Here is an 11,293-nt window from a genome sequence, read left to right as displayed (position 1 = left end):
GGGACGAGGGGGCCAGCCGGATCCGTTCACCCTTAGCCCACGGCACGCAGCAGCTCCCGGCCCTCACCGGTGCCGGAGGTCGCCGTCGCCCCGCCGACGCCCGACGGTCGTACCCGCGCGAGCAGTCCCAGCCACTCGGCCCGGGGTACCACGACCTGCACGCGGCCCTGCGGGCAGCGGCCGACCTGACTCCCTGACCAGTAGCCGCGATCGCCACCTCCGAACCTCGGCCGCCCGCCCGGCCCCTCCAAGCCGAATCGGGCGGGCAGCAGGGGCGGCAGGCGTGCGCGACTACTTCATGGCGGCGATCTGGATCAGATTTCCACAGGTGTCGTCGAAGACGGCGGTGACCACCGGCCCCAGGTCGGTCGCCTCCTGGGTGAACTCGACGCCCAGCCCCTTGAGCCGCTCGACCTCGGCGTACACGTCGTCGACGGCGAACTGGGTGAACGGGATACCGTCGGCGACCAGGGCACTCTTGAACGGACCCGCCGCCGGGTGGCCGTCCGGCTCCAGCAGCAACTCGACACCGTCCGGGTTGGCCGGGGACACCACGGTGAGCCAGCGGGCCTCGCCGGCGGGCTCGTCGGTCTTCTTGATGAACCCCAGCTTCTCGGTGTAGAAGGCAAGCGCCTTGGCCTGGTCGTCGACGAGCACGCTGGTGAGGTTGATACGTATCACGGATTTGGTTCCTCTCGGTCGATGGGCCACCGCTCAACGATCGAGCGCAGCGGGCTCGTGTCGAGGTGGTGGAACTTGTACCGGCCCTGCCGCCGGGTGCGCACCAGCCCGGCCTGTTCGAGCACCGCGAGGTGCTGCGAGATGGCCTGGCGCGAGGAGCCCAGGCCGTGCTTCATGGTGAGCCGGCTGCAGATCTCGAACAGCGTCTGACCGTCCTTGTCAGCCAGCTCATCCAGGATGGTGCGTCGCGTCGCGTCACCGATGGCCTTGAACAGGTCGGAGTTCGCGTCCATGAGCACAGTTATAGGCAAGTGGTCACTTGCCTGTCAAGCGAGAGCCGCCGGCCTTGCGCCGGCGAGCCCGCCGCGCTCCCCCGCGCCACCTCGGCGTCGGCGACCTGAAAGCGAAATGAAGTCGCCGGGCCGTAGCGTTCCAGCCGACCGGCCGACGAAGACCGCCGATGCTCCGGCTTCGGAGCTGACACATAGGCGAAGGCCGGGCACCGAGCAGCACTTCGATCCCTGGGGAGGATCCGTATGGAAACCATGGAAGCGGCACCGACGCGGTCCCGTACGACGACCCGTCGCTCAGGCGGCTGGCGCCGGGCGGCCCGGGTGGCCGTGGTCGGTGCGGTGGCGGGCGCGGCGCTCGGGCTCGCCGCCTCGCCCAGCCTCGCCGCCACCGGCCGGGTCATCATCAGCAGCCCGACCGGCCCGAGCACCATCCTGGTCAACCCGCCCGCCGGCTGCCACAGCATCAACGGGGCGCTCCCGCCCGACACGATCGTGCGGAACCAGACCGACGCCACGATCGTGGTCTACACCGGAGGATTCTGCACCGGCTTCCCGTCGCTCGCCCTGCCGCCCGGCGACTCCACGGTTTTCTCCCCGGGGAGCATCCGGGTCCTGTCGTAACCGGAGAGACCGGCGGCCCGCCCCCATTGGGACCGGGGGGCGGGCCGCACCGCGCCGGACGTGTCCGGGAGATCGATCGTTCAGCGGGAGTTGCGTCCTCCGGCGGCCGACTGCTGGGCCGCCTCGGCCTGGGCGATCGCGGTCTCCTGGAGCGCCTCCTGCTCGGCCGCGAGCGCCGCGTCCGCCTCCACGATGTGCCGGACGGCCGCGTTCACGTCGTCCGTGACGATGATCAGTTCGAGGTCGGCCAGGCCGATCTTGCCGTCGGCGGCGAGCGTGTCCCGGAGCCAGTCGAGCAGGCCGCTCCAGTACGCCGTGCCCATCAGGACCACCGGGAACCGGGTCACCTTGCCGGTCTGCACCAGGGTGAGCGCCTCGAAGAGCTCGTCCAGGGTGCCGAAGCCGCCGGGCAGCACCACGAACGCCTGGGCGTACTTGACGAACATGGTCTTGCGGGCGAAGAAGTACCGGAAGTCGATTGCCATGTCGACCCAGTCGTTGATGCCCTGCTCGAACGGCAACTCGATACCGAGCCCGACCGACAGCCCGCCCGCCTCGGTGGCGCCCCGGTTGGCGGCCTCCATCACACCCGGCCCGCCGCCGGTGATCACCGCATAGCCGGCGGCGGCGAGCGCCGCGCCCAGCTCTTCGGCGAGTACGCACTCCGGGCTGTCCGGCTTGCTGCGGGCCGAGCCGAAGACGCTGACCGCCGGGGGCAGGTCGGCCAGGGTGTCGAAGCCCTCCACGAACTCGGAGAGGATGCGCAGTGCCCGCCAGGCGTCCTTGGTCTTCCAGTCGCCCCGGCTGCGCGAGTCGAGCAGCCGCTGGTCGGCCGTACTCAACGGGATGGCCTCGCGGCGCAGGGTGACCGCACCCCGATGCCGTTCCGGTCCCCGACCCCGGCCGCCGTTTCGCCCCTCGTTGTGGTTCATGGGGTCCACGGTAATCCGGTGGACCGCGAACGGGGTGGCGTGATCCGGTACGTCACGGGACAAACATCCAGCGTCGACGCAACCGAACGGGGCTGGCGGGCGTCTTACCATTCACAAGGGGGAACGCGCGGCGCCCACATCACGGCCGCGCACCTTCGGGGGGCAACGGTGATGACCAGCGGGGAGATCATCCGACTTCGACGGCAGATGCAGCGCCGGATCCGGGCGGTGGTTGCGGAGCGCCGGATGGCGCGCAACGCCGCGCCGATCGGCGCCATCGACGATCCGGGGCCGGACCAGGAATCGCGTACGCAGCAACACGTCGACGGGTAGTCCGCCGACCGAATATCACGGGGAAACCGGTGCCGGCCGGCGGCAAAGGGGCCACCGCCGGCCGGCACCGGATCAAACCTTCGACGCGACGCCGAAACTCCGTGCGACGCGACGCGGAGGTCAGTGCGAGGCGAGCCAGCGGTGCAGGGTGGCCGCGCCGTCCCGGATCTTGCCGATCTCGACGTGCTCGTCCGGGGCGTGCGCCAGGTTGGGGTCGCCCGGCCCGAAGTTGAGCGCCGGGATGCCCAGCGCGGCGAACCGCGACACGTCCGTCCAGCCGAGCTTGCCGATCGGGTCCGCCCCGACCGCCGTCAGGAACTCCCGGGCCGGTGCCGCGGTCAGCCCGGGCAGCGCACCGGGCGCCGAATCCGTCACCCGGACCTGATAGCCGTCGAAGACCTCGCGTACGTGCGCCTCCGCCTGCTCGGCCGTCCGGTCCGGGGCGAACCGGTAGTTCACCTCCATCTCGCAGAGGTCCGGTACCACGTTGCCGGCCACCCCGCCGCTGATCCGGACCGCGTTCATCCCCTCGCGGTACACGCAGCCGTCGATGGTGACCATCCGGGCCTGGTACGCCGCCAGCCGGTTGATCGCCCCGCCGATCCCGTGGATCGCGTTCACCCCGTTCCAGGAGCGGGCCGAGTGCGCCCGCCGGCCGGTGGCGCTGACGATCGCCCGCATGGTGCCCTGGCAGCCCGCCTCGACCACCCCGTGCGTCGGCTCCAGCAGCACCGCGAAGTCGGCGGTCAGCCACTCCGGATGCGCCTGCGCGACCAGGGTCAGCCCGTTGTAGCGGGACTCGATCTCCTCGGCCTCGTAGAAGAAGTAGGTGACGTCGTACCGGGGCTCGGGCACGCTCACCGCCAGGTGCAGCGCGTACGCCACCCCGGACTTCATGTCCGAGGTGCCGCAGCCGTAGATCAGGTCGCCCTGCACGCTGGACGGGAAGTTGTTGTTCAACGGCACGGTGTCCAGGTGCCCGGCCAGCACCACCCGCTGGGCCCGGCCCAGGTCCGTACGGGCCATGATCGTGTTGCTGTGTCGCGCCACGGTCAGGTGCGGGACGTTCCTGAGCACCTCCTCGACGCAGTCCGCGATCTCCTTCTCGTTCCGCGAGACGGACTCGATGTCGACCAGGGCGCGGGTCAACGCGACCGGATCGGCCAACACCTCGGGGGTGAGCGGGTTCTCCATGGTGGGAGACGGTACCGTCAAGGTCGTATCGGCGGGACGCGTCCAAGGCTCGGAAATGACGTTCCACACTCACGGCTGAGCCGAGGTGCCAGACGGATGACGGAGAGGTAAACCGGGTGACGACCGCACAGCCCGCCTGGGGGATCGGAGTGGCCACGCTCGCCGGAGACCAGGTGCTCGACACGTGGTATCCGACCGGCAAGCTCGGCCTCGGTTCGTCGCCGCTGGTCGCGGGCGAGGGCGCCGACGTACTCGACCTGCCGCCGGGCGCGATCGGCGACCGGGCGCTGCCGGGGCTGCGTACCGCCGTGGTGGTCACCGAGATCGGCTCGCTGGCCGACCCGATCAAGGACGCTTCCGACGCGTACCTCCGGTTGCACCTCCTCTCCCACCGCCTGGTCCGGCCCAACGAGCTGAACCTCGACGGCATCTTCGGGGTGCTGGCCAACGTCGCCTGGACCTCGGCCGGCCCGTGCCCGCCGGAGCGGGTCGACGAGCTGCGGGTGCTGGAGCGGGCCGCCGGCCGGCACCTGGCGGTCTACGGGGTCGACAAGTTCCCCCGGATGACCGACTACGTGGTCCCGTCCGGGGTCCGGATCGCCGACGCCGACCGGGTACGCCTCGGCGCGCACCTGGCCAGCGGCACCACGGTGATGCACGAGGGCTTCTGCAACTTCAACGCCGGCACGCTGGGCGCCTCGATGGTGGAGGGCCGGATCGTCGCCGGGGTGGTGGTCGGGGACGGCTCCGACGTCGGTGCCGGCGCCTCGATCATGGGTACCCTCTCCGGCGGCGGCAAGGAGAAGGTCCGGATCGGCGAGCGGAGCCTGCTCGGCGCCAACGCCGGGATCGGGATCTCGCTCGGCGACGACTGCGTGGTCGAGGCGGGTTGCTACATCACGGCCGGCTCGAAGGTGACCCTGCCGGACGGCCGGGTGGTCAAGGCCCGCGAGCTGTCCGGGGTCGACGGGCTGCTGTTCTGGCGCAACTCGGTGACCGGCGCCCTGGAGGCGAAACCGCGCACCGGCCGGGGCATCGAGCTGAACGCCGCCCTGCACGCCAACGACTGAGCCGCCGAATGGACGTCGGCGCGGATCCACGCTCGCAGCGGGAGCGGATGCTCGCCGGTGACCTCTACCGGGCCGACGACCCTGAACTGGTCGCACTGGCCCGGCGCGCCGCCCTGCTCGTGCAGCGCTACAACTCGACCGCCGCAGACCGGCCGGAGCAGCACGAGGCGCTGCTGCGCGAGCTGCTCGGCGCGGTCGGCGAGCAGGTGGTGGTCCGGCCACCGTTCTACTGCGACTACGGCAGCCAGATTCGGGTCGGCGACCGGTCGTACCTGAACGTCAACGCCGTACTACTGGATGTCGCCGCGATCGAGATCGGTGCCGACGTGCAGATCGGGCCGAACGTGCAACTGCTGACCCCGCACCACCCGCTCGACCCGGAGCAGCGCCGGACCGGCTGGGAGGCGGCCCGGCCGATCACCATCGGCGACAACGCCTGGCTCGGCGGCGGGGTGATCGTGCTCGGCGGGGTCACCATCGGCCCGGACACCGTGGTCGGCGCCGGCAGCGTGGTCACCCGGGACCTGCCGGCCGGCGTACTGGCCGTCGGCAACCCGGCCAGGGTCCTCCGACCGCTGGCCGGCTGACCGTCGCCTCCGCCGCGGCGCGGAAGGCCGGCGTCACTCGGCGGACGGGCGGGGCTTCGGGACCGTGCCGGGTGCGGGTGCCTCGCCGAGCCAGCGCAGCACGTCGTGGTCCTGCAACGGCCGGGCGAAGAGGTAGCCCTGCCCGGAGGCGCAGCCCATGTCCAGCAGGATGGTCCGGACCGCCTCCGTCTCCACCCCCTCGGCGATGATGTCCAGGCCCAGGGTGCCGGCCAGCCGGATGATCCCCTCCACCAGCAGCCGCTGCCGCCGCGACGACGCCACCGTCTCGGTGAACGACCGGTCGATCTTGAGTACGTCGGCCGGCATCTGCTGGAGGTAGCTCAACGACGAGAAGCCGGTGCCGAAGTCGTCGATGGCGACCCGCAGGCCGAGGGAGCGCAGCTCGGACAGCTCCGCCCAGACCGGCTCCTGGTCCCGCAGCAGCAGGCTCTCGGTGATCTCCAGCATCACCCGGTCCGGCGGTACGTCGGCGGCGGCCAGCGCCCCGCGTACGGTGCCGACGAAGCCCGGGGTACGCAGTTGCCGGGCCGAGACGTTGATGCTCACGTACGGCGCATCCGTCGCGCCCCGCTCGGCGCGCCACCGGGCCACCGCACCGGCCGCCTGGCGCAGCACGTAGTCGCCGATCGGCTCGATCAGCCCGGTCTCCTCGGCCAGCCCGATGAAGAGCTCCGGCGGCACCGGCCCCCGAGCCGGATGGTGCCACCGGGCCAGCGCCTCGAAGCCGACCGCCGCCCCGGTCCGCATGTCGACGATCGGCTGGTAGTCGACCGAGAAGCTGAGCTTCTGCACCGCCTCGGTCAGCGCGGCCCGCAGCTCCAGCCGCTCCACGATCGCGGTGTGCAGCTCCGACTGGTAGCGGCACCAGCGCCCCTTGCCGGCCCCCTTGGCGACATAGAGCGCCAGGTCGGCGCGTTGCAGCAGCTCCCCCGCATCGCTCGCGTCGGCGGTGGTGGCCACCCCGACGCTGACCGACCCGTTGACCACGGTGTCGCCGACCCCCAGCGGTTCGGCGAGCGCCCGGACCAGGTGGTCGGCGACCTGCTCGACCTGCTCCGGGTCGTCCGCGTCCGGGATCAGTACGGCGAACTCGTCACCGCCGAGCCGGGCCACCAGGTCGGTCGGCCCGACGATCTCCCGCAGCCGCTGCCCGGCGGCGATCAGCAGCGCGTCCCCGATCGCGTGCCCATGGGTGTCGTTGACCGCGGTGAACTCGTCGAGGTCGATGGAGAGCGTGCCGACGGTACGGTCAGCGTCCCGGGCCTTCTCCACCGCCTCGTACACCTGGTCCTGGTAGGAGGCCCGGTTGGCCAGCCCGGTCAGCGCGTCGTGCACCGACCGGTGGGTCAGCTCCTGCTCCAGCCGGACCCGCTCGGTGATGTCCCGCAGCGTCAGCACGAAGCCGCGTACGGTCCGGTCCCGGCGCAGGTCCCGACAGGTCACCTCGAGCTGCACCCGCTGTCCGTCGGGCCGCCGTACGCTCCAGCCGACCCCTCGGCGGTCCGATTCGGCGAGCGCCGTGTCGAGCAGGGCGGGGACCGAGAGCTGGTCCTCGGGGGAGAGCACGGTGCCCAGGTCGGTGCAGTCGGCCGGCTCGACCCCGAGCACGGTCCGCAGCGACGGGCTGGCGTACCGGACCCGGTGGTCGTCGTCGACGATCAGGATCACGTCCGCCGCGTTCTGCACCAGGCTGCGGAAGTACGCCTCGCTGTCCCGGCGGTTGATCTCCTGGGCCAGGCTGATCCGTTCCAGCGCCATCGCCGCCTGCGCGGCCAGCACCTCCAGCGAGTCCCGCAGCGCCGGCAGCAGCCGGCTGTCGGTGGCCACCAGCAGCGCACCGACCCGGGGCGCACCGCTGGCCCCGCCGTCGACCCGGCCGTCACCGACCAGCGGGCAGAGCACGACGGTCTCGAAGCCGCGGAGCTGCTCGGCCAGCGCCGGTTGCAGGGTCCGGATCCGGAGCAGCCGGCTGCGCCGGGCAGCGGCGGCGGTCGGGGCCGGATAGAAGGGTGCCGGTGTGGCCAGCCCCGGGCCCCAGATGCTCACCGCGGCCGCCGGCACCCCGTCCGCGTGGTTGATCGTGAAGACCATCCGGTGCGAGGACTGCCGGGGCACCAGCCGGGCCACCGCGGTCCGTACCGCCCGGCGCACCTCGGCGGTGTCGGTCGCGGCCACCAGTTCGGCGCCGGACTGCCGCAGGCTCCGCTCCCGGGCCACCGCCTGCCGGTGCCCGTCCACCGCGTCGCCGAGCCGGCTCAGCACCAGGGCGAAGACCACCCCGCCGACCACGGCGATCACCGCGCCGTCCCGGACGTCCCCGTTCACCACCTCGAAGAGCAGCACCGCCGGGGCGAGCGTCGCGGCGATGCCCAACAGGACCAGGTGAGTCTTGTCGATCTCGCTGTCCGGCGGCGCGGCCGGCTCGGTCAGCCGCGCCATCGACGGATGCAGCGCGGCGGCGCCCCAGGCGACGTAGAAGGCGAGCCAGCCCAGCTCGTTCGGGCCGCCCGGCTGCCACTCGCCGTGCAGCAGCGCGGCGCCGTAGCCGATGTCCGAGACCAGCATCCCGGCCGCGCCCGCGACCAGCAGCAGCCCGGCGACGCTGCCCCGCGAGGTGACCGCCACCCGCACGGTGGTGGCCAGCAGCAGCACGTCGAGCAGCGCGTACGCGGCCAGCACCGACTGCTCGAACGTGCTCGGCCCCGGACCGACCAGGTAGGGCCGGATCACCAGTACCCAGAGCAGGAAGGCACCGGCGGTGGTGAAGATCAGGAAGTCGAGCAGTCCGGACCGGTCCCGGGCCCCGGTGGTGGAGCGGGTCAGCCCGAGCAGCCCGGCGCCGATCAGCGGCACCATCACCAGATAGAAGAGGTCGGAGACGAGCCCGGAGTCGGCCGGGGAGTCGCCGAGCGGCAGGTTCGCGGCGAGCAGGTAGACGGTGTCGCCGGCCGCGAAGACCCCGAGTGCCGCGGCAAAGAGCCACCAGGCGTACCCGCGCTCCGGCCGGTAGCGGCGGACTCCGATGGCGACGGCCGCCATGCTGGTCAGTCCGAACGCGGCGGTCACCACCGGACGCGGCACCGGCAGGGCGAAGAAGCCGACCACCAGCGCGGCGTACACCCCGGCGTACCCGGCCAACAGTTTCCGAACTGACACGGCTCTCCTGCCGATCGTCGCTCCCCTGCCGATCGTCGCCGGCGGCTGCACACCCCTGGTCGAAACAGTTTCGCCGATCGGTCTACCAGTCCTCGATGCGCTTCGCCATCACCCCGCCGGGTAGTGGTACCGACCGATGGGCAGTGAGCAATCCGGGACCTATGTCGACAGGTCGGAACGGACCTGCGGCGTCAGGCCGGATTGGACGGTGCCATCCGGACGACGAGGTCGGCCCGGTCGATCGTGCCGGCGATGAGTTCGGCGTTGCGCTGGTCGGTACCCCGGGCCCGGGCCGCCGCCTCCAGCGGTTCCCGGCCGAACGCGATGTGCCGCTCGGTCAGCCGGTGCAGCCGCTCGGTCTCGTCGAGGTCGAGGAACCACACCTCGTCGAGGAGTTCGCGCACCTCGCCCCAGGGCTGGTCGGGCACCAGCAGGTAGTTGCCCTCCACCACCACCAGCGGCACCGACGGCGGGACCGGGATCGCCCCGGCGACCGGCTCCTCCAGTTCGCGGCGGAACTCGGGCGCGTACACCGTCTCGGTACCGGCCCGCAGCCGGCGCAGCAGCGCGACGAACCCGGCCCCGTCGAAGGTGTCGGGCGCGCCCTTGCGGGCGTGCCGGCCGAGCCGGTGCAGTTCGGCCTCGGCCAGGTGGAAGCCGTCCATCGGCACCAGCTCGGCGATGCCGTGCAGCGCCGTCACCAGCAGTCCGGCCAGGGTCGACTTGCCCGCCGCGGGCGCGCCGGTGATGCCGAGCAGCCGGCGCGGCCCGGTCGACGCCAGCGTGCGGGCCCGGGCGACCAACTGGTCCAGGGTGTGGCGGAACGGTTCGGGGCGCACCCGGGAACTATCCCACCCCGCCGGCCGGCAACCGCACCCCTGCCGCGAGCCGGGGGAAGAGCGGCGCGGCCCGGTTGACCCGGTGGCCGCCCGGATATCCGCCCCAGGCCAGGTCGTCGGGGACCTGCGGGGCGTACCCGTCGAGCCCGATCTGCCGCCAGATCCGCGCGGCGGTCTCCGGCACCGCCGGGGCGGCCAGTACGGCGACGATCCGCAGCGCCTCCAGCGCGTCCCCGAGTACCGTGGCCGCCTCGGGCGAGTCGGCCGGCAACCGCCACGGCTGCGCCGAGACCAGGTACGAATTGGTCGCCGCCACCAGCCGCCACGCGGCGGCCAGCGCGTCGGACGGCTGCCCGGCCGCCCAGCCCTGGGCGCTGGCCTCGGCGGCACGGGCGGCGGCCGGGGCGAGCGGGGAGCGCCGGCTCGGCGCCGGGCCGGTCCCGGCGCACCTGGACACCACCAGCGCGGTCACCCGGGAGAGCAGGTTGCCGAGCGTGTTGGCCAGGTCGGCGTTGTAGCGCGCCTCGACCGAGGCCGGCGAGAACTCCCCGTCCGGGCCGACCGGGTTGTCCCGGAGCAGGTGGTAGCGGAGCCCCTCCGGGCCGAACCGGTCGAGCAGGTCGTCCAGGGCGACGGTGCGCTGCCCGGATTTCGCGATCTTGCTGCCGCGTTGCAGCAGGAAACCGTGCACGGTGATCCGCTCCGGCAGTGGCAGGTCGGCGGCGAGCAGGATCGCCGGCCAGTAGATCGCGTGGAATCGCAGGATGTCCTTGCCGATGACGTGCCGGGCCGGCCACCAGCGGGAGAACTCCGGCGCCGGCCAGCCGGCGGCGGTGAGATAGCTGCCGAGGGCGTCGAACCAGACGTACGTCACCTGGGTCGGGTCCCAGGGCAGCGGAATGCCCCAGTCCAGGTTGGCCCGGCTGATCGAGAAGTCGGCAAGTCCCCGGCGCAGCCAGCCGAGCGCCTCGTTGCGGCGGCTGGCCGGCCGGACCGCGTCCGGACACCGCTCGAACCACTCGGCCAGCGGCCGGGCGAACTCGGCGAGCCGGAAGAACCAGTTCTCCTCGCCGACCAGTTCGGTCGGCCGGCCGTGCACCGGGCAGACCGGCTCCGTCGTGTACGCCTCACAGCCGACGCAGTACCGCCCGTCGTACCGGCCGGGGCGGAGGTGACCGGCGTCGTGCACCCGGGTCAGCAGTGCGGTCACTGTCTCCCGGTGCCGGGCCGAGGTGGTCCGGACGAACTCGTCGTACCCGATGCCGAGCCGGTCCCAGGTGGCCCGGAACCGGCCGGCGGTGCGGTCGGCGAGCGTGGCCGGCGCGATTCCGGCCTCCGCCGCCGCCCGGCGCACCTTGGCGCCATGCTCGTCGGTGCCGGTGACCAGCCGGACCGGCCGGCCGCAGAGCCCCTCCCAGCGCGCCAGCGCGTCGGCCAGCACCGTCGTGTACGCGTGCCCGACGTGCGGCAGGTCGTTGACGTAGTAGATCGGTGTCGTCAGGTAGGTCATGGCGCTCCTCCAGAGGTGCTCGGGAGGGGCCCGACACATCCGAAACGGGCCCCTCG

Annotated in this window: 12 protein-coding genes; 4 read left to right on the top strand and 8 right to left on the bottom strand. The window is 72.5% G+C overall.

Annotated elements, in window-relative coordinates; genetic code table 11:
- Positions 1–32: 32 nt before the first annotated feature.
- From ACSMXO_RS05350 to ACSMXO_RS05340, 3 genes are all read right to left on the bottom strand, one after another.
- Positions 33–161, bottom strand: coding sequence for a hypothetical protein (locus tag ACSMXO_RS05350; protein WP_455416902.1), 129 nt, complete (start codon positions 159–161; stop codon positions 33–35).
- A 130-nt stretch (positions 162–291) separates the two neighbouring features.
- On the bottom strand, positions 292–678 hold the full coding sequence (locus ACSMXO_RS05345; RefSeq protein ID WP_346262108.1) for a VOC family protein: 387 nt from the start codon (positions 676–678) through the stop codon (positions 292–294).
- The gene (locus tag ACSMXO_RS05340; protein ID WP_346262071.1) at positions 678–974 is read right to left on the bottom strand and encodes an ArsR/SmtB family transcription factor; all 297 of its coding nucleotides are present in this window, start codon (positions 972–974) and stop codon (positions 678–680) included. The genes ACSMXO_RS05345 and ACSMXO_RS05340 overlap by 1 nt, the downstream gene beginning before the upstream one ends.
- Positions 975–1,217: 243 nt before the next feature.
- Between ACSMXO_RS05340 and ACSMXO_RS05335 the strand changes: the two genes are divergently transcribed.
- Positions 1,218–1,595 (top strand): hypothetical protein, encoded by a 378-nt coding sequence (locus ACSMXO_RS05335; RefSeq protein WP_455416901.1) that lies wholly within the window; start codon positions 1,218–1,220, stop codon positions 1,593–1,595.
- Positions 1,596–1,675: 80 nt separating this feature from the next.
- On the opposite strand, the gene ACSMXO_RS05330 is transcribed toward ACSMXO_RS05335, so the two are convergent.
- Positions 1,676–2,527, bottom strand: a complete 852-nt coding sequence (locus tag ACSMXO_RS05330) for an LOG family protein (RefSeq protein WP_346262073.1) — start codon at positions 2,525–2,527, stop codon at positions 1,676–1,678.
- Positions 2,528–2,545: 18 nt separating this feature from the next.
- On the opposite strand from ACSMXO_RS05330, the gene ACSMXO_RS05325 reads away from it, so the two are divergent.
- Complete coding sequence (locus tag ACSMXO_RS05325) at positions 2,546–2,860, top strand: hypothetical protein (RefSeq protein WP_455416900.1); 315 nt, start codon at positions 2,546–2,548, stop codon at positions 2,858–2,860.
- A 120-nt stretch (positions 2,861–2,980) separates the two neighbouring features.
- On the opposite strand, the gene dapE is transcribed toward ACSMXO_RS05325, so the two are convergent.
- Positions 2,981–4,054 carry a succinyl-diaminopimelate desuccinylase gene (gene dapE, locus ACSMXO_RS05320; RefSeq protein ID WP_346262075.1) on the bottom strand — a complete coding sequence of 358 codons (1,074 nt, stop codon included), beginning with the start codon at positions 4,052–4,054 and terminating at the stop codon, positions 2,981–2,983.
- 116 nt (positions 4,055–4,170) lie between these two features.
- Here dapE and dapD point away from each other — a divergent pair, with 116 nt between their 5' ends.
- Together dapD and ACSMXO_RS05310 are read left to right on the top strand one after the other, a co-directional pair.
- Positions 4,171–5,124 (top strand): 2,3,4,5-tetrahydropyridine-2,6-dicarboxylate N-succinyltransferase, encoded by a 954-nt coding sequence (gene dapD, locus ACSMXO_RS05315; RefSeq protein ID WP_455416899.1) that lies wholly within the window; start codon positions 4,171–4,173, stop codon positions 5,122–5,124.
- 8 nt (positions 5,125–5,132) lie between these two features.
- Positions 5,133–5,711, top strand: coding sequence for a sugar O-acetyltransferase (locus ACSMXO_RS05310; protein WP_455416898.1), 579 nt, complete (start codon positions 5,133–5,135; stop codon positions 5,709–5,711).
- Positions 5,712–5,744: 33 nt separating this feature from the next.
- Here ACSMXO_RS05310 and ACSMXO_RS05305 read toward each other — a convergent pair whose 3' ends face one another.
- From ACSMXO_RS05305 to ACSMXO_RS05295, 3 genes are all read right to left on the bottom strand, one after another.
- Positions 5,745–8,888 carry a putative bifunctional diguanylate cyclase/phosphodiesterase gene (locus ACSMXO_RS05305; RefSeq protein ID WP_455416897.1) on the bottom strand — a complete coding sequence of 1,048 codons (3,144 nt, stop codon included), beginning with the start codon at positions 8,886–8,888 and terminating at the stop codon, positions 5,745–5,747.
- Positions 8,889–9,079: 191 nt separating this feature from the next.
- Entirely contained in the window at positions 9,080–9,727 is a 648-nt protein-coding gene (locus ACSMXO_RS05300) for a nucleoside/nucleotide kinase family protein (protein WP_455416896.1), read from the bottom strand.
- Positions 9,728–9,734: 7 nt separating this feature from the next.
- Positions 9,735–11,237: a class I tRNA ligase family protein gene (locus tag ACSMXO_RS05295; RefSeq protein ID WP_455416895.1), complete on the bottom strand. Its 1,503-nt coding sequence runs from the start codon at positions 11,235–11,237 to the stop codon at positions 9,735–9,737.
- Positions 11,238–11,293: the final 56 nt, after the last annotated feature.

The sequence above is a fragment of the Plantactinospora sp. DSM 117369 genome, from assembly GCF_053764795.1.
This window is presented reverse-complemented; position numbering and strand designations above follow the sequence as displayed.